The sequence below is a fragment of the Lichenibacterium minor genome, from assembly GCF_004137685.1.
In the GTDB taxonomy this organism is placed as follows: Bacteria; Pseudomonadota; Alphaproteobacteria; order Rhizobiales; family Beijerinckiaceae; genus Lichenihabitans; species Lichenihabitans minor.
Map to the genome: position 1 here is coordinate 327621 of NZ_QYBB01000002.1, position 22271 is coordinate 349891.

A 22271-nucleotide genomic window follows, 5' to 3' on the forward strand; every position below is an offset into this window, starting at 1 on the left:
ATGGGAGGGAGATCGGCATGAGCCACGCGCGACACGCTTGCACCGTCGCCGTCCCCGCGTGGCGGGAGGGTCATTGATGGCCCGCGACCTCCTGATCGGCGTCGACGCCGGCACCTCCGTGATCAAGTCGGTGGCCTTCACGGCCTCGGGCGAGCAGGTCGGCGCCTGCGCCCGGCCGAACCGCTACCGCACCGTCGAGGGCGTCGGCGCCGAACAGGACATGGCCGACACCTGGGCCGATGCCGCGGCGACGCTGCGCGGCCTCGCCGACGTCGTCCCCGGCCTCGCCGACCGCGTCGCCGCCATCGCGGTGACGGCGCAGGGCGACGGCACCTGGCTGGTCGATGCGGAGGGGGAGCCCGCCGGCCCGGCGTTGATCTGGCTCGATGCCCGCGCAGCCGCCATCACCGAGGATCTCCGTGCGTCGCCGGTCGGCCGCCGGCACTTCGAGAGCACGGGCTCGGGCCTCGCGGCCTGCCAGATGGGGCCGCAACTGCTGTGGCTGGAACGGCACCGGCCCGACGTCATGGCCCGCGCCGCCACGGCCTTCCACCTCAAGGACTGGCTCTACTTCAAGCTGACGGGGGACCGTGCCGCCGATGCCTCCGAGGGCGTGCATTCCTTTGGCGACTTCCGCACGATGGCCTATGCGCCGGCGGCGATCGATGGCCTCGGACTGCGCGGCTCGCTGCTGCCGCCCATCATCGACGGCTCGTCGCGCACCGGATCGCTCGGATGGGACGCCGCCCGCGCCATCGGCTTCGGCGAGGGCCTGCCGGTGTGCCTCGGCCCGATCGACATCGTCGCGACGGCACTCGGCGCCGGCCTCTACGATCCGGAGCGTGACACCGGCTGCACGATCGTGGGCTCGACCGGCATGCACATGCGCATCGCCCGTTCGGCCGAGGCGGTGCGGCTCAACCCGGAGGGCACCGGCTACACGCTGGCCTTCCCGGTGCCGGGCACCTTCGCCCAGCTCCAATCCAACATGGCCTCGACGCTCAACATCGATTGGCTGGTCGACCTCGCGCGCGGGGTGCTGAAGCAGCACGGCGTCGAGAAGTCCCGCACCGACATCTTCCTCGACCTCGACGACCACGTGCTCGCCGCCGAGGCCGGCACCCTCCTCTACCACCCCTACATTTCGGAGGCGGGCGAGCGCGGCCCCTTCGTGGATGCCGCCGCGCGGGCGCAGTTCCATGGCCTGTCGGCCCGCCACGACTTCAACGACCTGATGCGGGCCGTCTACGAAGGGCTCGGGTTCGCGGCACGCGACTGCTACGCCGCCATGGGCCCCATCCCGCCGGAGGTTCGGATCACCGGCGGGGCGGCGCGCTCGAAGGCGTTACGCGTCATCCTCGGCGCGGCGCTCGGAACCCGCATCCGCTCCTCCCGGCGCGAGGAGGCGGGCGCCGCCGGCGCCGCCATGGTGGCCGCCGTCGCGACCGGCCTCGCCCCCGACATGGAAAGCTGCATCGACCGCTGGGTGACGCCGACCCTCGGCGAAGCGCAGAACCCCGACCCCGCCTTGGCGGAACGCTACGACCGGCTGTTCCCCGCCTACACGGCAGCCCGCCGGGCGTCGGCCCCGGTCTGGCGGGCGATGCGCGCCGCGGCGGACGACGAGAACGACAGAAGGAACGCGCCATGACGGACTACGGGATCGTCGACATCGCGATCATCGGCGGCGGCGTCAACGGCGCCGGCATCGCCAGGGATGCGGCCGGGCGTGGCCTCAAGGTGCTTCTGTGCGAGAAGGGCGACCTCGCCGAGGGCACGTCGTCGCGTTCCGGCAAGCTCGTCCACGGCGGCCTGCGCTACCTCGAATATTACGAGTTCCGCCTCGTGCGGGAAGCGCTGATCGAGCGCGAAGTGCTGCTGCGCGCGGCCCCGCACATCATCTGGCCGATGCGCTTCGTGCTCCCCCATTCGCCCGAGCAGCGCCCGGCCTGGATGGTGCGCACCGGCCTGTTCCTCTACGACCACCTCGGCGGCCGCAAGATGCTGCCCGGCTCGCGCAAGCTCGACCTGCGGAAGGCTCCGGAAGGTCGCGCCATCAAAAAGGACTACACGACCGCCTTCGAATATTCCGATTGCTGGGTCGACGACGCGCGCCTCGTCGTGCTGAACGCGCTCGATGCCAAGGAGCGCGGTGCCACCATCCTCACCCGCACGGCCGCCACCTCGGCCCGCCGCGGCGAGGACGGGCTGTGGCTCGTGTCGATGAAGGGCGCCGACGGCACGAGCGGCAGCGTCAAGGCGCGGGCGCTGGTCAACTCGGCCGGTCCCTGGGTCGAGGACGTGGTCGGCCGTGTCGCGGGCCGCAACACCTCCTACAGGGTGCGGCTGGTGAAGGGCTCGCACATCGTGGTGCCGAAGTTCTGGGACGGGCCGCAGGCCTACCTGTTCCAGAACGACGACAAGCGGGTGATCTTCGTCAATCCCTACGAGGGCAACCTGTGCCTCATCGGTACGACCGACATCCCCTACGAGGGCAATCCCGCCGACGTGTCGATCGAGCAAGCCGAGATCGACTACCTGCTTAGGGTCGTCAACCGCTACGCCGCCAAGCCGCTGAAGCAGGAGGACATCGTATCCTCCTTCTCGGGCGTCCGGCCCCTCTACGACAACAATGCGGAGGCCAACGCCTCCGCGGTGACGCGCGACTACGTCTTCGAGGTCGACGACCCCGAAGGTTTGCCGCCGCTGCTCAGCGTCTTCGGCGGCAAGATCACCACCTTCCGCAAGCTCGCCGAGCACGCGCTCGACAGGCTGACGAAGACCTTCCCGCAGATGGGCAAGGCGTGGACCGCCGACGCCACTCTGCCGGGCGGCGACCTGCCCGACGCTGACTTCCCGGCCTTCCTGTCGGCCCTCCGGGCCGAGTTCCCCTGGCTGCCGCCCAACCTCGCCGAGCACTACGCCCACCTTTACGGCACGCGGGCGCGGGCACTTCTGAGCGGTGCCAAGGGCATGGACGCCCTCGGCCGTCACCACGGCGCGCTGCTCTACGGCCGCGAGGTGGACTTCCTGCGCGACACCGAATGGGCGCTGACCCCCGCCGACGTGCTGACCCGCCGCACCAAGCACGGGCTGCACATGAGCGTCGACGAGCGGCTCGCCTTCGAGCGCACCATGGAGGCGGCGTGAAGCCGCGAAACAGGAGGTCCTCCCGATGAGCACCGTCGCCTCCGCCGCGCCGCGGCGCAACAAGGCCCGGATTCGCGCGGCCGTGGCCGCCACGATCGGTGCCGCTCTCTGTGCCGCCATGGCGCTCGACACCACCTGGGTGAGGAGCGGCGGGGCCGCAGACGTGCCGCCCGGCACCTTCTCGCCGCTGGCCTATGGCCAGAAGACGTTTCCCGCCGTGCAGAAGGCGATCCAGGGCCGCGCCGTGCCGGCGCCCGCGCTGGCCGCCGCGATCGCCAAGGATCCGGCCGCCGCCGCCAAGCAGTATGGCGTGGAGTCGGGCGTCGGCGTCGAATACCCGGTTTCCTTCACCGGCACGCTCGGGGACGGCGACTTCGGCAATTACGAGGTCAGGGTCGACGGCATGCCCGACACCCCGAAGGTGGCGTTGCAGACCGGCCCCGCCGTCATGGGCACCGACCTGCGCGACGCGACCGGCACGATCCAGTTCGGCCAGTTCACCAACCAGATCGACTACCAGAACGCCGGCTCAGCGCTGAACAAGGAGATGAAGAAGCAGGTCCTGTCGAAGCTCGACACCACAGACCTGAAGGGCAAGACCGTATCGGTGGTCGGCGTCTTCCAGCTCACCGACCCGGCGAAGTGGCTCGTCACCCCCGTGTCGCTGGAGGTGAAGTGATGGGGCCCCAAACCGCCGACCGGGACGGCGATGTCGTGCTGACGGCCCGCAACGTCGCCAAGTCCTACGGCAACATCCACGCGCTGAAGGGCGTCAACTTCGACATCCGCGCCGGCCGGGTGACGACGCTGTTCGGCGAGAACGGTGCCGGCAAGTCGACGCTGATGAAGGTGCTGTCGGGCGTCGTCGGGCCGACCTCCGGCACGATCGAGCTCCGCGGCGAGCCCGTCGTCTTCGCGTCCTCGTCGGAGGCGCGGGACCGGGGGATCTCGATCATCCACCAGGAGCTCAGCCTCGCGCCGAACCTGTCCGTGCGCGACAACATCTTCATGGGCCGCGAGATCACGGGTCCTGCCGGCATCGACTATGCCGAGGAAACGCGCCAGGCCGCCGCGCTGATGGCCGAACTCGAGGAGGAGATCGATCCCGCGACGCCGGTCGAGGACCTGCGCCTCGGCCAGCGGCAGATCATCGAGATCGCCCGCGCGCTGTCGGTCGATTCGCGCATCCTGATCATGGACGAGCCCACCTCGGCGCTGAGCGCGTCCGAGGTCGAGGTGCTGTTCAAGGTCATCCGCGACCTCACGGCCCGCGGCGTCGCCATCGTCTACATCTCCCACCACCTCGAGGAAGCGCTGGAGATCACCGACTTTGCGGTGGTGCTCAGGGACGGCGCCATGACGGCCAAGGCCGACCGGGCCGACATCGACCTCGAATGGATCGTCCGCAACATGGTGGGCGAGGGCTACGACCTCGGCTCGCCGCCGGCCGGCTACCCTTTCGGCGGGGTCGCGCTGTCGGTGCGGGACGTCAGCGTCGCCGATAAATCCGGCCACGGCGCCATGGTGGTCGACGGCCTGTCGCTCGACGTGCGGGCTGGCGAGATCGTCTGCATCTACGGGCTGATGGGGGCCGGGCGCACCGAATTGCTCGAATGCGTCTTCGGCAAGGTGGCGAAGGTTGCGGGCGAGGTGTGGCTCGAGGGACGCGAAATTTCGCGGCTGTCGATCGCGGAGCGCATCGCGAACGGCCTCGCCCTGGTGCCGGAGGACCGGCAGCGCGACGGTCTGGTCCAGACGATGTCGGTGGGCGAGAACCTGTCGCTCGCTTCCATCGGGGCCTTTGTCAGGGGCCTGCTGCTGTCGCGCCCGGCCGAGCGCGCCGTGATCGATTCCTCGATCCGCGCCGTCACGGTGAAGACGTCCGGCCCGTCCGCCGCGATCGGCTCGCTGTCGGGCGGCAATCAGCAGAAGGTGGTCATCGGCAAGATGCTCGGCACCCATCCGCGCGTCATCATGCTCGACGAGCCCTCGCGCGGCATCGACATCGGCGCCAAGGCGGAAGTGTTCCGCATCCTGGCCGAGCGCGCCCGGGCCGGGCTGGCGGTCGTGTTCTCGACCTCGGAAGTGTCCGAGTGCCTGTCGATCGCGCACCGGGTCGTGGTGATGAGCCGCGGCCGCATCTCGGCCGAGTTCGGCCGGGATGCCGACCACACGGTCACCAAGGAACAGATCATGGCCGCCTCGGGCGAAGCCGTGGCGGCCTGACAACGACGAACCGAGGGAGCCCGAGACCGTGACCCAAGCCAGCCCATCCCTGGACCGCGCACGCCCCGAGGCCAAGGGTGCCGGCTTCGACATCGGCCGGGTGCTTCTGGAAGGCCGCGCCTATTTCGCGCTGATCGCCATCGTGGTCGTCTTCTCTGCGTTGTCGCCCTACTACCTGTCGGTGTCGAACTTCCTGACCATGTCGTCGCACGTGGCGTTGTTCGGCATCCTGGCGATCGGCATGCTGCTCGTCATCCTCAACGGCGGCATCGACCTGTCGGTCGGCTCCACGCTGGGCCTGTCGGGCGTGGTGGCGGGAGCCCTGATGCAGGGCGTTTCCATCGGGGCACTCGGGGTCGTCGCCTATCCGCCGGTCTGGGTCGTGGCGGTGCTGTGCTGCCTGCTCGGCGCCGCCATCGGCCTCGTCAACGGCGTGCTGGTCGCGCGCTTCAAGGTCCCGGCCTTCGTGGCCACCCTCGGCGTCATGTACATGGTCCGCGGCGTGGCGCTGCTGATGACCAACGGCCTGACCTACAACAACCTCGGCGGCCAGCCTGCGCTCGGCAACACCGGCTTCGACTGGCTCGGCTTCAACCGCATCGCGGGGGTTCCGATCGGCATCCTCGTGCTGGTGGTGATCGCGGTCGTCGGCAGCCTGCTGCTCACCCGCACGCCCTTCGGCCGTTGGCTCTACGCGTCGGGCGGCAACGAACGGGCCGCGGAGCTGTCGGGCGTGCCCGTCAAGCCCGTGCAGGTCGCCGTCTACATGATGTCGGGCGTCTGTGCCGCGGTGGCGGGGCTGATCCTGTCCTCGCAGCTCACCTCGGCTGGGCCCACGGCCGGCACCACCTACGAGCTGACCGCCATCGCGGCCGTGGTGATCGGCGGCGCGGCGTTGACGGGCGGCCGGGGCAACGTCCGCGGCACCCTGCTCGGCGCTTTCGTGATCGGCTTCCTGTCCGACGGCCTCGTGATCATCGGCATCTCGTCCTACTGGCAGACGGTGTTCACCGGCGCCGTGATCGTGCTCGCCGTGCTGCTCAACGCCGTCCAGTACCGCGGCCGCGCCAAGCGCCCCGCCGCGGCCGGCGGCCGAACCCCTTCCCCGCGACCCGCGGCGTGAGCTGCCGCCGGCCGGCGAACGGCCGGCGGCCGACAATCCAAGAAAACCAGGGAGACAACCATGTCCATCAAGGCAAGACTTCTGGCCGTCACGGCCCTCGCGCTGGCCCTCGGCGCGACCTCGGCCCAGGCGGCCGGCGGCCTGATGACGATCATCGTCAACGACCCCTCGAACCCGTATTGGCTGACGGAAGGCAACGTCGCCGCCGCTGAGGCCAAGAAGCTCGGCTACGAGGCCAACGTCGGTGCGTCGAAGGGCGACACCAACACCGAAAGCAACCTGATCGACACGGCCATCACCAACAAGTCGGTCGCCATCATCCTCGACCCCGCCAACGCGTCCGGTTCGGTCGGTGCCGTGAAGAAGGCGATCGCGGCCGGGATCCCGGTGATCCTCGTCAACGCCGAGATCAACCAGGAGGGCCTCGCCAAGGCGCAGCTCGTGTCCAACAACGCGCAGGGCGCGGCGCTCGGGGCGCAGCAGTGGGTCAAGGACGTCGGCCAGAAGGGAGACTACGTCGAGCTGCTGGGCTCCCCGTCGGACAACAACGCCGCGACCCGCTCCAACGGCTACGACACCGTGCTCAGCCAGTACGACAACCTGAAGAAGGTCGGCTCCCAGGTCGGCAACTGGGACCGCACCCAGGGCCACGACAAGATGCAGAACCTTCTCCAGGCCCATCCCGGCATCATCGGCGTGATCTCGGGCAACGACGAGATGGCGCTCGGCGCCATCGCGGCCCTGAAGGAAGCGGGCAAGCTGGCCTCGGTCAAGGTCGGCGGCTTCGACGGCTCGCCGGACGCGGTGTCGGCCATCAAGGCCGGCGAGCTGCAGTATACGGTTCTGCAGCCCGTCGCGACCTTCGCCGCCAAGGCGGTGGACGAGGCCGACAGCTTCATCAAGACCGGCAAGACGGGCGCCCCGCAGGAGAAGCAGCTCTTCGACTGCGTGCTCATCACCAAGGCCAACGCCGGCAACATGACGGCGCCCTTCACGCTGACGAAGTGAGGTCGGGGCTGCATCCGGCCGCTCCGGTGGCCGGATGCGGCTGCTGGTTGGGATGACGCCATGATCCTGGGACTCGACTGCGGTTCCACCGCCATCAAAGCGGTGTTGTTCGACGCCGACGGCCATACATTGGCGACCGGCACCCGCCGCACCGAGCCCCGCCAGCCGGCGCCACGCCGCGTGGAGCACGACATGGACCGCCTGTGGCAGCTCGCCTGCGCGGCGATCCGCGACGCGCTCGACGCCGCCCCGCGGGGCCGGGTCGATGCCGTGGGGGTCACGGGCCACGGCGACGGCCTCTACCTCCTCGATCGCGCTGGAGACCCGCTCGGCCCCGGCATCCAGTCGGTCGACAGCCGCGCCCATGCCGTGACGGCCGGCTGGACGGCGTCCGGCCTCGTCGACCGCATCGCCGCCGTCACGGCGCAGCGCCCCTATCCCTTCGCGGCCTCGTCGCTGCTCGCCTGGGTGGCCCTCCATGAGCCCGAGCGCTTCGCCGCCATCCGCCATGTGCTCTTCTGCAAGGACTGGCTGCGCTTCCGGCTCACCGGTGTCCTCGCCGCGGATCCGACAGATGCCAGCACGGCCTTCACCGATGCCCGGAGCCAGGCCTACTCCGACGACCTCCTGGCGCTGACGGGGCTCGCGGCGCTGCGCCCGGCGCTGCCCCCCATCCGGCCGAGCAGCGGCACCATCGGCACCGTGTCGGCCGCCGCCGCGATCGACACGGGCCTGCCCGAAGGCACGCCGGTGTCGGGCGGCCTGCACGACGTGACGGCGAGCGCGGTCGGGCTCGGCATCCTCGACGCCGGCGCCCTGGCGATCACGGCCGGCACATTCAGCATCAACGAGACCCTGTCGGACCACCTCGCTCCGGATCCGCGCTGGACCGCGCGGGCCGGGCTGCGGCCGGGGCAATGGATGAACATGTCGATCTCGCCCGCGTCGTCCAACACGGTCGACTGGTTCCTGCGCCAAAGCTACGGCGCCGAGGCGGAGGCCGCCGCGCGAGGCGGGCCGTCGCTGTGGGACATCGTCGAGGCCGACCTCGCCGCACCCGCCGCCATCGATGCGCCGCTGTTCCACCCCTTCCTTTACGGCTCGCCCTACGACGTCCCGGCCAGCGCGGCCTTCCTCGGCCTGCGCTCCTGGCACGGCCGCGCCGACATGCTGCGGGCGGTCGTGGAAGGCGCGGTCTTCAATCACCGCCACCATTGCGACGCCCTGCGCTCGGCCTTTCCCGTGGACCGGGCCCGCATCACCGGCGGCGGCACGTCGCGCGAGCGGCCGGCGCGGCTCTTCGCCGATGCCCTCGGCCTGCCGGTCGAAGTCCCCGAAGCCACCGAAGTGGGGGCGCTCGGCGCCGCCCTGGTGGCGGGGGTCGGTGTCGGGCTCTACGGCTCGCTCGACGGCGCCGTGCGCCGCGCCTGCCGGGTGAGGGCCCGATACGAGCCCGATGCCGGGCGACACGAGGCGCTGACGCAGCGCTTCAAGCGTTACCTGGCGCTGGCGGACGCCTTGCGGCCGCATTGGTCGGGTGGCTGAAGCGGCTCGGGCGCCCCGACCTCTTCATCGTTCACACCGTTTCCCTGTCGAGCCCGAAGCCATGACGACCCAAACCTCGCAGGAGCGCCGCGCCTGCGCGCTGCAGCGTTTCGAGGCCGACCCGAACGTCCCGGTCCTGATCATCGGGGGCGGCATCAACGGCGCCGGCACGTTCCGCGATCTGGCGCTGCAGGGCGTGGATTGCCTCATCGTCGACAAAGGCGACTGGTGCTCGGGCACCAGTGCGGCGCCTTCGCGCCTGATCCACGGCGGCCTGAAATATCTTGAGACCGGCGAGTTCCGCCTCGTCGCGGAATCGGCGCGCGAGCGCAACCTCCTGCTCCGCAATGCCCCGCATCTGGTGAAGCCCCTGCCGACCGTGGTGCCGATCCATTCGGTCTTTGGCGGTATCGGCCCCTCGGTGGCGCGCTTCTTCGGCCGAAAGGCCAAGCTCGCCGACCGCGGGCTGCTGATCGTGGAACTCGGGATGGCGCTCTACGACTGGCTGGGCCGCCGCCGCCGCAGCATGCCCCGCCATCGGGTCTCGCTCCGCGACGCGACGCGACGGCGCTTCCCCGCCATGGCGCCGACCCTCGCGACCGCGACCTACTACGATGCCCGCGTCACCCAGGCCGAGCGTCTCTGCTACGAACTCGTCGCCGATGGCGAAGCGGCTCATCCCCGCGCGCAGGCCTTGAACCACATGGCCGTGACGGGGGCGGCCGACGGTCGCGTGACCCTGACCGACCGGCTCACCGGCCGGTCGGTCACGGTCGTCCCCAAGGTCGTGGTCAATGCCGCCGGCCCCTGGATCGACCGGGTCAACGGTTCGGTCGGGCTCAACAAGCGCTATATCGGCGGCACCAAAGGCTCCCACCTCGTCGTCGACGACCCCGACCTCGTGCGGGCCCTCGACGGCCACATGATCTACTTCGGCTCGGCGGATGGCCGGATCTGCCTGGTGTATCCGTTTTTCGGCCGGGCCCTGATCGGCTCGACCGACATCAAGGCGGACGAGCCCGACACGGTGACCTGCACGGGCGCCGAGACCGACTACATGCTGGCGATGGTCGGCGAGGTGTTCCCCGGCCTCGCCCTGTCGCGCGACAAGATCGTGTATCGCTATGCCGGCATCCGGCCGCTCCCCGCCGCCGACGTCGACGACCCCGGCGAGATCAGCCGGGATCATTCCGTCGGCCGCGACCGATTGCCCGGAAGCGCCGTACCCGTGCTGTCGCTCGTCGGCGGCAAATGGACCACCTTCCGCGCCTTCGCGGCACAGGTGACCGACGAGGTCCTGGCGGAGCTCGGCCTGGCGCGGCGCATCTCGACGGAAGCGGAGCCGATCGGCGGCGGGCGCGACTTTCCCCTGGCCCCGGCCGACCGTATCGCCTGGATTGAGCGCGTCGCCCGGCAGCAGGCGATCGATCCGGTGCGGGCGGACGTGCTGCTCGATCGCTATGGCAGCACGGCAGAAGACATGCTGGCGTCGCGCACCTCGCGATCGGACGCGCCGCTCGCCAGCCTTCCGGATTACAGCCTGGCAGAGGTGCGTGCCGTCATCCGGCATGAGCAGGTCGTCGATCTCGAAGACCTGCTGTTCCGGCGCCTGCCGATCGCAGTTTCGGGGTGTCTGACGGAGGCGGTCGTATCGGAGGTCGCCGAGATCGCCGCCGAAGCGTTGGCGTGGAGCGAAGCGGAACGCGACCGTCAGATCGGGCGGTGCACCGGCCGGCTCGTGCCCGGGTAGCCGCGCTCTCGGAGTTAGCGCCAGGGCGTTCTCGCAGCCCTCGCCGATCCGGCCCACAGGATAATGCTATCGGTTTTGATCTTGACGAGATCTCAACCCAGCAGCTTGCCGCCGATCGCGAGATCAAACATGGTGCGGTCGCGCATGCGCTTCTTGCTGTCGAACAAGAACCGGATGGCCCAGACCTGCTGCAGCTTGGGAACTCGCTTGGCCCCGAGCTTTCGTCCAGCGTTCCGCGCAGGTTTCCCCTTCGCGCCCGGATCGTGTTCCGATTGTCCCTTGGTCTCATCCTCCATTGTCGCTTGGTCTCATCCTTCTATGGCCATGTCGGCCAGGGGGAGAACAGGACGAACCTACAACGGAAGAGTGCGAATCATGTCTTTCTGCCAAGCCTGACGCGCGCCGCTGCCAGCCCATCCCGGGCGCCGAACCGTCAGTCGAGTTTCGCCCAAAGCGGACGGGACATCCGACACCGGAGAGATCCTCTCACGGAAGTCAAGGACTCGGGCCGCCCCGAGGGGACGAGCTTCAGATGTTGAAGATGTCCGGATCGCCGAGGATGACGTCCGCCGTGCGCTGGTAGTGGGCCGTGAGCAGCGACGACGTCAGATCCGCGTCGCCGAGAAGCATCGCATCCAATATCGACCGATGCTCGTCACCGACGTGTCGAGAAGAGAACGCCTTGCGGATCGACAGCATTCGATAGCGATAGAGCTGGTCGGCAAGGTCTTCGCAGAAGCGGATCAGGGGGCGGGAGCCGCATTGCGACAGCATGACCCGATGGAAGGCCCGATGCAGCCTTTCCCACTCCGGGTTGTCCTCGAACTGGTGGGAGCTGAGAGAGCGAGACGTGCGGGAGAGGCGGTGATGCGCGAGCACGAGATGCTCCTCCCACTCCGGTGTCGCGGCAGCGATGGCTTGGCGGATCGCGAGCTCTTCCACCCAGCACCGCGTTCGGGTCAGCTCGATGAGCTCGATCTGGCCGATGCTCGCCACGGCGAAACCGCGCTGCTCGCGGCACTCCACGAGGCCGTCCGCCGTGAGCCTGTTCAAGGCTTCGCGGATCGGCGTCTGGCCGGTCGCGTAAGTCTCGGTCAGGAAACGCATCGGCAATTTGCGGCCGGGCAGGAGGCGGCCGGCGAGCAAGTCTTGGCGCAGGCGGTCGTAGACGTTGCTGGCCTGCGTGACAGGCACCGTCGAGGGACGTTCAGCGATCGGCGTTTCGGCGTTCATACCCCTGATCCTTTCTCGCCTCATCCTACGCGCGATCCGGTCTCGCAACAGAATTTATAAATTGTTGCCAAAAACCGGTGATCGTGCAATTTCGATCAGCGGTGCGACGACGCCGCGGGGAAGGGGAGGGCGAGGCCATGATGCGGCCGAGCACGCAAGGCGGGCGGGGTGATCTCGAGCCTCGGCGACGGGACGGAACGCGATGATGTCCCGGCCGTCCTGCATCTGCGACGTGCATGCCCACGTGGTCCCGGCCGAGCTGCCATCCTACCTCGGGGGCCTCGCACCGGCCGACTGGCCCTCGATGGCGCCGGCGCAGGCCTGCCACCGCAGCGTCGTCGTCTCCGGACGGATTTACAGGACGGTCTCGGACCGCTGCTGGGACGGTCCGAAGCGGATCGCCGACATGGACACCATGGGGGTCGGCCTACAGGTCCTCTCGCCCATGCCCGAACTGCTCTCGACCTGGATGGAGCCGGGGCCTGCCACGCAGCTGCTCCGCTACATCAACGACCAGATCGCCGAGATGGTGGTGCAGGGCGGCGGCCGTTTCGCCGGCCTCGGCGCGGTGCCGATGCAGGACCTCGAGGCCGCGATCCGTGAACTCCACCGCTGCGTCGGGGAACTCGGCTTCGCCGGCGTCGAGATCGGCAGCAACATCGAGGGGCGGCCGATCGGAGCTCCCGAGTTCGAGCCGTTCTTCGAAGCCGCCGAAGCGCTCGGCGCCGCGGTCTTCGTCCACGCGCTGCGCCCGACCGGCATGGATCGCCTCGTCGGGCCGAAGCAGCTTCAGCAGGTCCTGGCCTACCCGACGGATGTGGGGCTCGCCGCCGCCTCGGCGATCACGTCGAACCTTCTTTTGCGGCATCCACGCCTGCGCATCGCCTTCAGCCACGGCGGCGGCACGCTCGGCCTGCTGCTGCCCCGGCTGGAAGAGGGGTGGCGGACCTTTCCGGACATCGCGGACACCCTCCGCGAGTCCCCGACCCGCCAGGCGCGACGCCTATTCTACGACGCGCTCGTCTACGACGCCCCCACGCTGCGCCACCTCGTCGACCTGTTCGGCGACACGCAGCTGATGGTCGGGACCGACTACCCTTTCAACTTTCACGAGCGGAACCCGGTCGGACGGATCGAGGCGGCGGTCGCCGACCCCGAGGCCCGCCGCCGGCTGCTCGTCGACAACGCAGCCCGCTTCCTCGGCCGGAGTCCCGCATGACCCCGAAGCGCTTTCCCGTGGCGGCGCTGCGCAGCGTCGACATCGCGACGCCCGACCTCACCCGTTCCGAAGCCTTCTACCGCGACACCTGGGGCCTGGACATCGTGGAACGCGCGGACGGCGGCCCCGTCCTGCTCGCGGCCAGCGGCGCGGACCACCACGTCCTCGCCCTCCATCCCGGCGAGCGGCCGGCCCTCCTGTCGATGACGTTCCGGGCCGCGGAGGCGGCCGACCTCGCCCCGATCGCCGGGGCCGCCGTCGCGGCAGGCGCGACGGTCCTGCAGGCGCCGGGGCCGAACAGGGGGCCGGACGGCGGCACGGCGCTGGTGCTCCGGGAGCCACAGGGCTCCACGATCCGCGTCGTCCACGGCGACCGCCGCCGGGCGGAGGCGCCCCGGGATCCGGTCGGGCGGCCGGTTCCGAGCCGTCTCGCCCACGTCAACATCAACAGCCGGGACGTCGACGCCCTGGCGCGCTTCTACGAGGCCGCTTTCGGCTTCCGCCTGACCGACCGCTCCAAGATGATGGCCTTCCTGCGCACCAACGCCGACCACCACGCCGTGGTGCTGGCGGAAGCCCCCGTCGATGGGCTGAACCACATCGCCTTCCTGATGCCCGACCTCGAATCGGTGATGAGGGGCGCGGGACGCCTCGTCGACCACGGCATCCCCATCGGGTGGGGCGTCGGGCGGCACGGGCCCGGCGACAACGTTTTCGCTTATTTCGTCGATCCGACCGGGGTCGTCGTCGAATATACGGCCGAGGTCCTGCAAGTCGACGACGGTTACCGCGTCAGGGGGCCGTCCGAATGGATCTGGCCGCCGGGGCGCACCGACCACTGGGGCATCGCACCCCCGAAACCCGACCACGTCAAGGCGGCCCAGCTAGCCATCCCCTTCGGTCGCGGTGTCCCGCCGCCTGGGAGAACGGACGCGTGAGCGAGATGACAGGAACACCCGACAATGTCGCCGTGGCGATCATCGGCTTCGGCCCCTCCGGCGCCGTCGCAGCCTCGCTGCTCGGCGCCCGCGGCATCCGCACGCTCGCGGTGGACCGGCAGACGGAAGTCTACGACCGGCCGCGCGCCATCGCCATCGATCACGAGATTCTGCGCCACCTCGACAACCTCGGGGTCGCCGGCCGCGTCCTGCCCCACGTCGCCCCTTTCCCGGCCTCGCAGCATTTCGGTGCCGAAGGCCAGCTGATCCGGCGCATCGACATGGTGCCCGAGCCATATCCCCAGGGCTACACGCCCACGATGGTGTTCTCGCAGCCGCCCGTCGAGGCGGCGCTCCGCGAGCATGCCGGCTCCTACCCGAGCGTCGAGGTCGCGCTCGGGACGGAGCTCGTCTCTCTCGCGCAGAACGACGAGCGGGTCACGCTGCACCTCGCCGGGCCGGGCGGGGTCGCCCGCACCGTCGCGGCCGACTACGTCATCGCCTGCGACGGCGCGTCCAGCGGCGTGCGCCAAGCGCTTGGCCTCGCGCTCGACGACCTCGTCTTCGACGAACCCTGGCTGGTGATCGACGTCCTGGTCGACGATGCGGCGCTCGGCAAGCTGCCCGAGACGGCCGCGCAGTTCTGCGACCCGGCCCGGCCAACGACCTTCATCGTCGGGCCGAAAAATCATCGCCGCTGGGAGATCATGCTGCTGCCCGGCGAGGACCCGCGCGAGATGGAGCGGCCCGAGCAGGTGTGGCGCCTGCTCGGGCGCTGGCTGACGCCGGAGGACGGAACGCTATGGCGCTCGGCAAGCTACCGGTTCCACGCCCTCGTGGCGCGGGACTGGCGCCGCGGCCGAGTCTTCCTGGCCGGCGACGCCGCCCATCAGCAGCCGCCCTTCATCGGCCAGGGCATGTGCCAGGGCCTGCGCGACGTGACGAACCTCATTTGGAAGCTCGAGCGGGTGCTGGACGGACGCTCCGCCCCAGCGCTGCTCGACACCTACGGCGAGGAGCGGGCCGCGCACGTCCGCGAGTTGACGGGCCGCATCAAGGCGATCGGACACGTCATCTGCGAGCGGGACCCCGAGGCGGCGCGCCTGCGCGACGCGCGCATCCTGGCGGAGGGTGGGGGAACGCCGCGCACCATCACCCGGCAGGAGATCGTGCCGCCGCTGACGACGGGCCTTCTGACACGAAGCGGAAGTCCCGCCTGTGGCACGCTGTTTCCCCAACCTTGGGTCGCGGGGGCCGAGGAGCCGCGTCTGCTCGACGCGGCGGCGGGCGCAGGCTGGCGGTTGGTGGTCGACGCGCGCGATCCGCCGGCCTCCCCGCACGGGCTCCCCACCGATGTCACGCGGATCGCGGTCGGCCCGGCGGTCGACGATGCCGACGCCTTCGTCGAGCGTGACGGCATCGTGGCCGGTTGGTTCGACCGCCATGGGTGCCGCGCCGCCCTGGTGCGGCCGGACCACTACGTCTTCGGCACTGCCCGCACGGATGCCGACCTCGCCGCCCTCGCACGGGAGCTCGACGACCGGCTCCGCTGAACCTTGCCAGCGAACGAGAGCGGCCCAAGCCGCCGGATCGCGATCCGCCCTGAGGAGAAACGCCCACATGTCCACCGATCGATCCCGAAACGCCGAAGCCGGCCCGGGCCGGACCTACGCGGTCCTGGCCATGCTCTTCCTGTTCCAAACCCTGAACTTCTTCGACAAACTGGTGTTCGGCCTGTCCGCCGTCCCCATGATGCGGGACCTGTCGCTCACGCCGGGGCAGTTCGGCCTGATCGGCAGCAGCTTCTTCCTCCTGTTCTCGTTGTCCGGCGTCCTTGTCGGCCTTTTCGTGATCGGCCGTGTCCCGGTGAAGTGGCTCATCATCGTACTGGCGCTGATCTGGTCCGCCACCCAGATCCCCATCTACTTCACAGAATCGGTGACCGTGCTCGTCGTCTGCCGGATCCTGCTCGGGCTCGGCGAGGGGCCGGGCCTGCCGACCGCCCTCCACGCCTGCTACGACTGGTTCCCGACCGAAAAGCGGAGCGTTCCGAGCGCCGTCATCCTGCAAGGGATCAGTGTCGGGTTGCTGGCCGGCGGCCCCCTGCTGACGGTCGTGATCCTTCGCTACGGATGGCGCGCCGGCTTTCTGGCTTGTGGGCTGCTCGGCTGCGCCTGGATCGCAGCCTGGCTCCTGGTCGGCGGCGACGGCCCCTACGCGATCGGCAACGCGGCCTCGCACGAGGCGCCGCCCGCCGCACCCATCCCGGTCCGGCGGCTGTGGCTCGACCCGACCGTGGTGGGGGTCATCCTCATGTCGACCATGTCCTATTGGATCGTCGGCATGTCGGCGACGTGGCTGCCGCCATTCCTCCAGCAGGGGCTCGGCTACCGTCAGGCCGACGTCGGCTGGATCATCTCCTCCATCTACGTGTTCCAGTCCCCGCTGCTCCTCCTGGGTTCCTGGGTGGCGCAGCGCATGCTGCGGACGGGCTGGAGCCGCCGCGCATCGCTCGGGGTCTCATCGGGGCTCGCGCTCCTGGTCGCCGGCCTGTCGCTCGCGGGATCTGTCGCGCTCTCGGGCCCGTTGCAGATCGCCCTCGTCGCTGTCGCCTTCGCGGCACCGAGCCTCACCACCATCTACGGGCCGGTCACCCTCGGCACCGTCGCGCCCACCCAGCGGGGTCGCCTCATCGTCGTGATCTATTCGGCCAATGCGGTCTCGGCCCTGGCGTCGAACGCCGTCACGGGGTGGATCGTGGGCGGCGCGGGAGCGGATGCGCCGCTCGGCTACGCCCACGCCATGCTGTTCACCGCCGGCATCCTGATCGTGGGGGCGATCGCGGCCTTCGCGCTGATGCATCCCGACCGGACCATCGCTCGCTTCGCCCGGGAGCGCGGGACGGAACCGGCCCTGGTGCCGGCTGCCTGAACTCGGAGTCCGCGGGGCGGCTCCGCGGATGAAACATCGACGGGTGGAAGCCCGTCATCTGGAGAGAAGATCATGAAATTCGCGACGTTCCGGACCGCCGACGGTCAGAGCTGGGGTTTGGTCAAGGGCGATGAGGTCGTCGACGTCGGGTGCGTGGTGGCCGACCGTTATCCCGATCTCAAATCGGCGATCGCAGCGGATGCCCTTTCGGTCGTCCACGACGCACGGGGGCAGGCGCGCCGCATCCCCATTTCCGCGGTCGAATGGCTGCCGGTGATCCCCAACCCCGACAAGATCCTGTGCATCGGCCTGAACTACGAGATGCACCGCCAGGAAACCGGCCGCACCGAGGTCGAGAACCCGACCGTTTTCACCCGCTTCGCCAACTCGCAGATCGGCCACGGCGCCGGCCTCGTGAGGCCGAAGGTGTCGACCGACCTCGACTTCGAGGGCGAACTCGCCATCGTGATCGGCAAGGCCGGGCGCTACATTTCCAAAGCGGACGCCTGGGGCCACATCGCGGGCTACAGCTGCTACAACGACGGGAGCGTGCGCGACTTCCAGCGGCACACGCATCAGTTCACGCCGGGCAAGAACTTCCCCGGCACGGGCGGCTTCGGCCCCTGGATGGTGACGCCCGACGAGATGGGCGAGATCGGCCCCCAGCGCCTGCAGACGCGGGTCAACGGCGAGGTGGTGCAGGACGCCCTGCTGTCCCAGATGATCTTCGATATCCCGACCCAGATCGAGTACCTGTCCAAGTTCACACGTCTGGAGCCGGGCGATGTCATCGCCAGCGGCACGCCCGGTGGCGTCGGCGCCAAGCGCAAGCCGCCGCTTTGGCTCAAGCCCGGCGATGCGGTCGAGGTCGAGATCGGCGGCGTCGGCCTCCTGCGCAACCCCGTGACGCAGGAAGCGTGACGTGTCGCCCCGGTCGATCATCAGCGAGCACGCAATCCCGACGGCCGGCAGCCGGCCCTGCATCGTCGCCAACGGGCCGGACGGTGCCGTTCAGTTCTGCCAGTCGGGGCCGGGCCGGATCGGGCGGCTCGATCCGCGTGATGGGACGTTCCGGGAATTTCGGCTCCCCGATCCCGCCTGCGCGCCCAGATCCCGAAGGCGCTGACGCAGATCAGGGCGAGGGCAAGCGGAAGCGACGCGGTGAAGCCGCTCGCCGCGAGCGCGGTCCCGCCAGTCAGCGACAGCCCGACGAGGTAGGACTGCTGGCGGCCGGACCGGTCCGACAGGGGGTTGGCCAGGAGCAGGCCCCCGAAGCCGACGTTCACCCGGTCGATCCACGCCACGAAGAACAGCAGTCCGCCCGAGATCGGGACAGACGCCGTCGAAAGGCGGCTCCTGTCGGTGGCCGACGCCAAGCGGCGGATCGGCGTCGGCGAGGACGTCATCAACGCCTTGGTCGACGGGGGCGCAGTCGCGGCGGTCAGGACGCATGTCCCACTCGACGGCAGGCAGGTGCGGGCCGTATCCGCGGCTGACGTCGACCGGCTGGCGTCGCTCGATCATCTGGCCCGCGAGACGACGAGGCCGACCGCGCTGCTGCGTTCGCTCCTCGAGGCCATGGGCGTCGAGCCTGTCTTCCGCGGAGAAGCGCGGGGAGAGGTGGCGAGGACAAGGCGATGCCCGCCATCGACCGCCCGCAAGCGCCTTGCCGAAGCTGGGGTGAGGCCGGTGCGCGACACGCGTCGCAATCCCTTCACGCTGTATCGACGATCGGAGGTCGTCGGTTGCGTGGCGACGCACATTGAACGGGCCTCGGATCCGACCGCGTCGACCCGAGGACGACGGCCGAGGTCAAGCGATGGTCGCGGCAGGCCTTGACGTCGACGGTCTGACGGATCGTCGGCTGACCGAACGGAATAGATCGACGCCAACCTTCCCACAGTGCTTGACCAAGCTCCCGTGAAGGAGCTTTTTTGTTGTCCGGGGCACAATCGCCAGTGCCAAGGCGGGGGTGAACGACGGCCGGGCCAGAGGGAGAGCCTATCCGATCTGTCCAAATGCCCCTGCTGGATTCGCGAAGGAATCTCCCCCGCCTGCGGGCTCGACAAATCGTTCTTTTCAGCGGAACAGCCTTGCAGATCCGGCGGTTGAGGCTCGGTTCGTTTGGAGGTTGCAGTGCCGAAACGTTGTGTCGTGGTGGTCGAGGACGACCCGCTCCTGCGGAGCCATGCCGTCGCCGTCCTCGACGCCGCGGGGCTCGACGTCGCGGATTTCGAGACGGCCGACGAGGCGCTGGCCTTCATCGAGCGGCGCGCGGGCGCGGTGTCGGCCGTGCTGACCGACGTGCAGGTGCCCGGGCGGCTCGACGGCTTCGACCTCGCGGTGCGCCTGTCGATCTCCTGGCCCGAGATGCTGGTGCTGGTGACCTCGGGCCTCGACCGGCCCGACAGCCTGCTGATCCCGTCCGTCGCCTTCCTGCCCAAGCCCTGGCGGGCGCTCGACGTCCTCACCGCGCTGCAGGGCGGGGCGGGAGCCGGCTGAGCGGCGCGGGGCCCCGTCCCAGCAGGGCAGGGAGGCCGCCGCCGAGGTGTCCCAGGGCGGCCTGTACGAGGTCGAACTCGGCCAGCTCGCCGAGCAGCAGGGCGCCGCCCAGGACATCCGCGATCACGACATCCGCGACCAGGACATCCTCGACCAGGGCAACACGGAGGCGCACGACCACATGCCGGTCGCGCAGGCGCTCGAGGCCGCGGCCGACAGCGCCGGCGTCCCGCTCCCGAGCGAGCTGAACGCCGAGGTCAAGGCCCGCCTGGCCGAGATCAGCGCGTTCAAGGGCGAGCGGTTCGACAGGGCCTATGTCGCCGACATGAAGGAGATCCACGCCGGCGACGGCGCCGCCTTCCTGAAGGAGGCGAAGCAGGGCGGCGACCCCGCGCTGAAGAGCTTCGCGGCCGCGACCCACGACGTCGTGCGACGCCACAGCGGCGAGCCCGACGCCAGGACGCTTGAACTGGAGTAGGGCGCTCCCGGCCCTCAGAACACGATGGCCCGCCGGATCGGGTGGTCGTGGTCGAAGGTGGTTTCGAACAGCGCCGCGAGTTCGCGGGTGAAGCCGTAGCCGGCGTCCTTGAGGTCGCGGAACACGGGGTCGTCGCGCTCGCGCCGCGTCAGGCGCTCGAGCCTCCGCCGCACGCCGGGCCTGGCGAGGCGGTCGAGGAAATGGTCGTAGCTGTCGAGGATCGGGCCGACCGCGGCCGCGCCGCAGATTTCCGCCATGCGGTCGAGCGGCGTCAGCCCCAGCAGCGCTTCGAGCCGCTCCACCTTGGCGGCGGCGTCCCCGTCCCGCGCGGCGCCGAGCGCGAAGAGCCCGCTCGCGTACAGGAGCTTGCGCGAGAACACGAGCTTCAGGTTGCGCAGGCCCCAGGGCTTGTCGGCCTCGCCGGTCTTGTACTCGTAGTCGACCGCGATGGTGCGGTAATAGCGGATGAGGTCGTTCAACAGGAACAGCGGCAGCATGCCGTCGCCGACCCGGGGGGCGATGTAGCGGTCGAGCAGGGCGCGGCGGGCGAAGCCGAAGCCCTCGCGCTCGCTCAGCGGCTCGCCTTCCAGCAGGAACAGCATGCGCCGGGTCAGGCGCTGGTTGGTGTCGTCCTGGCCGCCCATATTGCGCACCATGTCGCTCAACCGCTCCACCGCCGTGAAGGGGCCGCCCCGCGCGGGCTCGATGGGGACGACCTCCTTCAGCGCCGCGGCGAGCGGCTCGACCCAGGCGGGCTCGGTGTCGCCCGGGCCTTGGCCGTCCCCGTCGCCCCCGAGGCGGATCACGAAATAATCGAGGTCGGAGGACGCGCAGGCTTCCCGGCGCGCGAAGGAGCCGCAGGCCACCACCACGGCGTCGGCCGGCACGGCGCCGCGCACGAGGTCCTGGAGACCGCGCAGCTTGCGGTCAGAATAGGTCCGGGCCTTCGCGATCGCGGCGTGCGTCATTGAACAGGTCCTGTCGCAGCTCCTCGATCCGCTCGTCCGTCAGCTCGCGCACCTCCAGGATGCGCTCGGAGCGCTTCTGGCGGTAGCGGGCCCTGTCGTCGCGCGCGAAGAAGTCGATGGTCGGGTCGGTGAAGAAGCGCCGCGTGCGGGCGCGCAGCGGCGCCGTGAGGGCCCGGCGCGCTTCCCGCTCGAATTGCGGGGCGGTGAGCAGCGCCCGCAGCTCCGGCAGCTTGGAGAAGAGCCGGCGCTCCGTGGACAGGTAGTCGGCGCGGGTGAAGCGCCCGATCTGCCGCCGCATGGCGTCCTGGCACACGGCGTCGGCCAGCATGCCCTTCTCGCAGTTGATGATGTTGCCGTAGACCATGTCCTTGCAGCGCCAGAACTCGTCCACCGTGTCGCGGTCGGCGGCGTCGCGGCGGCGCGTCGCCGCCACCGTGACGGTTTCGGGGCTCAGGCGCGGCGCCGGCTTCTCGTAGGTGTGCGAGCGCAGGATGCCCTCGATCGTGTCGAAATTGATCGGGCCGCCGAAGAAGCCGTCGTGGCCCTCCTCGCGCCCCTCGATCACGGCGGCGAGGCGCTCCACGTCCACCTCGGCGTCGCGCAGGAGGGCGTGGACTTCCGCCCCGAGCGGCACCCGGCCGAACAGGACGTCCGCCGTCGCGAGGTGGTGGTCGATGCCGAAGGCTTCCTTGAAGACCGGCTCCAGCGAATGCGACAGCGGCGCGTGGCCGATGTCGTGCAGCAGCGCCGCGGCACCGATCAGCCGGCGCTCGTCGGGCGGCAGGTCGCGCAGGTCCGCGTAGAGCAGCGCCAGGCGCGCCACGCCCAGGCTGTGCTGGTAGCGGGTGTAGCGCCGGCTGCCGGGCCGGCCGTTCGGCGCCGGGATGCGGGCATAGTCGATGCCGCCGAGGAAGCGCACGTTGCTCAGCCGCGCGAAGGCGGGCGTGCCGATCAGCCGGGACAGGAGGGGATCGGCCGCCGCTTCGGCGTCGAGCGGCGCCTTGAAATTGAAATGCGGCCGGCCGCTCAACTCTGCTGTCACGCTGCGGAGCCTTCCCCATCGTCCGGTCGACGCGCCGTCCTACCGGAACGCGCGGGTGGCTGCCAGTGGTCCGGCCCGGCGGACGCCTGGGGAAAAGTCCCGGTCGCGCGGATCGTTGCATGGGGGCGGGCGACGCGCTTGCACTCCCGGGACGAAAT

The 22271-nt window shown here is 70.1% G+C and carries 20 protein-coding genes; 16 read left to right on the forward strand and 4 right to left on the reverse strand.

Annotated features, from left to right (window positions below):
* Nucleotides 1–76: 76 nt before the first annotated feature.
* The 8 genes from D3273_RS03655 (at nucleotide 77) to D3273_RS03690 (ending at nucleotide 10802) form a co-directional block, all read left to right on the forward strand.
* Nucleotides 77–1651, forward strand: a complete 1575-nt coding sequence (locus D3273_RS03655) for an FGGY-family carbohydrate kinase (RefSeq protein WP_129223580.1) — start codon at nucleotides 77–79, stop codon at nucleotides 1649–1651.
* Entirely contained in the window at nucleotides 1648–3150 is a 1503-nt protein-coding gene (locus D3273_RS03660) for a glycerol-3-phosphate dehydrogenase (protein WP_129223582.1), read from the forward strand. Before D3273_RS03655 ends, D3273_RS03660 begins: the two co-directional genes overlap by 4 nt.
* Nucleotides 3151–3175: 25 nt before the next feature.
* A complete protein-coding gene (locus D3273_RS03665; protein ID WP_129223584.1) occupies nucleotides 3176–3829 on the forward strand; it encodes a DUF2291 family protein in 654 nt (217 codons plus the stop codon).
* Entirely contained in the window at nucleotides 3829–5376 is a 1548-nt protein-coding gene (locus D3273_RS03670; protein ID WP_129223586.1) for a sugar ABC transporter ATP-binding protein, read from the forward strand. Before D3273_RS03665 ends, D3273_RS03670 begins: the two co-directional genes overlap by 1 nt.
* A 49-nt stretch (nucleotides 5377–5425) precedes the next feature.
* Nucleotides 5426–6499, forward strand: a complete 1074-nt coding sequence (locus tag D3273_RS03675; RefSeq protein WP_428977755.1) for an ABC transporter permease — start codon at nucleotides 5426–5428, stop codon at nucleotides 6497–6499.
* A 60-nt stretch (nucleotides 6500–6559) separates the two neighbouring features.
* Nucleotides 6560–7507 (forward strand): D-ribose ABC transporter substrate-binding protein, encoded by a 948-nt coding sequence (locus tag D3273_RS03680; protein WP_165359365.1) that lies wholly within the window; start codon nucleotides 6560–6562, stop codon nucleotides 7505–7507.
* Nucleotides 7508–7567: 60 nt separating this feature from the next.
* Nucleotides 7568–9052 (forward strand): FGGY-family carbohydrate kinase, encoded by a 1485-nt coding sequence (locus tag D3273_RS03685; protein WP_129223590.1) that lies wholly within the window; start codon nucleotides 7568–7570, stop codon nucleotides 9050–9052.
* Between the two features lie 61 nt (nucleotides 9053–9113).
* Nucleotides 9114–10802 (forward strand): glycerol-3-phosphate dehydrogenase/oxidase, encoded by a 1689-nt coding sequence (locus D3273_RS03690; RefSeq protein ID WP_129223592.1) that lies wholly within the window; start codon nucleotides 9114–9116, stop codon nucleotides 10800–10802.
* A gap of 92 nt (nucleotides 10803–10894) precedes the next feature.
* Here D3273_RS03690 and D3273_RS03695 read toward each other — a convergent pair whose 3' ends face one another.
* Entirely contained in the window at nucleotides 10895–11098 is a 204-nt protein-coding gene (locus D3273_RS03695) for a hypothetical protein (RefSeq protein ID WP_129223594.1), read from the reverse strand.
* Nucleotides 11099–11330: 232 nt separating this feature from the next.
* Nucleotides 11331–12035 carry a GntR family transcriptional regulator gene (locus tag D3273_RS03700; RefSeq protein WP_129223596.1) on the reverse strand — a complete coding sequence of 235 codons (705 nt, stop codon included), beginning with the start codon at nucleotides 12033–12035 and terminating at the stop codon, nucleotides 11331–11333.
* Between the two features lie 205 nt (nucleotides 12036–12240).
* Between D3273_RS03700 and D3273_RS03705 the strand changes: the two genes are divergently transcribed.
* From D3273_RS03705 to D3273_RS03740, 8 genes are all read left to right on the forward strand, one after another.
* A complete protein-coding gene (locus D3273_RS03705) occupies nucleotides 12241–13254 on the forward strand; it encodes an amidohydrolase family protein (protein WP_207210661.1) in 1014 nt (337 codons plus the stop codon).
* A complete protein-coding gene (locus tag D3273_RS03710; protein ID WP_129223600.1) occupies nucleotides 13251–14192 on the forward strand; it encodes a VOC family protein in 942 nt (313 codons plus the stop codon). Before D3273_RS03705 ends, D3273_RS03710 begins: the two co-directional genes overlap by 4 nt.
* A gap of 5 nt (nucleotides 14193–14197) precedes the next feature.
* Nucleotides 14198–15745, forward strand: coding sequence for a bifunctional 3-(3-hydroxy-phenyl)propionate/3-hydroxycinnamic acid hydroxylase (locus D3273_RS03715; RefSeq protein WP_129223782.1), 1548 nt, complete (start codon nucleotides 14198–14200; stop codon nucleotides 15743–15745).
* A 67-nt stretch (nucleotides 15746–15812) separates the two neighbouring features.
* Nucleotides 15813–17123 (forward strand): MFS transporter, encoded by a 1311-nt coding sequence (locus D3273_RS03720; RefSeq protein ID WP_129223602.1) that lies wholly within the window; start codon nucleotides 15813–15815, stop codon nucleotides 17121–17123.
* Nucleotides 17124–17195: 72 nt separating this feature from the next.
* Entirely contained in the window at nucleotides 17196–18044 is an 849-nt protein-coding gene (locus D3273_RS03725) for a fumarylacetoacetate hydrolase family protein (RefSeq protein ID WP_129223604.1), read from the forward strand.
* A gap of 441 nt (nucleotides 18045–18485) precedes the next feature.
* Nucleotides 18486–18962 (forward strand): hypothetical protein, encoded by a 477-nt coding sequence (locus tag D3273_RS03730; RefSeq protein WP_129223606.1) that lies wholly within the window; start codon nucleotides 18486–18488, stop codon nucleotides 18960–18962.
* Between the two features lie 297 nt (nucleotides 18963–19259).
* The gene (locus D3273_RS03735; protein ID WP_165359366.1) at nucleotides 19260–19625 is read left to right on the forward strand and encodes a response regulator; all 366 of its coding nucleotides are present in this window, start codon (nucleotides 19260–19262) and stop codon (nucleotides 19623–19625) included.
* A gap of 46 nt (nucleotides 19626–19671) precedes the next feature.
* Complete coding sequence (locus tag D3273_RS03740; protein ID WP_129223610.1) at nucleotides 19672–20103, forward strand: DUF4142 domain-containing protein; 432 nt, start codon at nucleotides 19672–19674, stop codon at nucleotides 20101–20103.
* A gap of 14 nt (nucleotides 20104–20117) precedes the next feature.
* Here the strand turns inward: D3273_RS03740 and D3273_RS03745 are convergent, their stop codons facing one another.
* Nucleotides 20118–21071: a hypothetical protein gene (locus D3273_RS03745; RefSeq protein WP_129223612.1), complete on the reverse strand. Its 954-nt coding sequence runs from the start codon at nucleotides 21069–21071 to the stop codon at nucleotides 20118–20120.
* Nucleotides 21031–22113: an HD domain-containing protein gene (locus D3273_RS03750; RefSeq protein ID WP_129223614.1), complete on the reverse strand. Its 1083-nt coding sequence runs from the start codon at nucleotides 22111–22113 to the stop codon at nucleotides 21031–21033. The genes D3273_RS03745 and D3273_RS03750 overlap by 41 nt, the downstream gene beginning before the upstream one ends.
* Nucleotides 22114–22271: the final 158 nt, after the last annotated feature.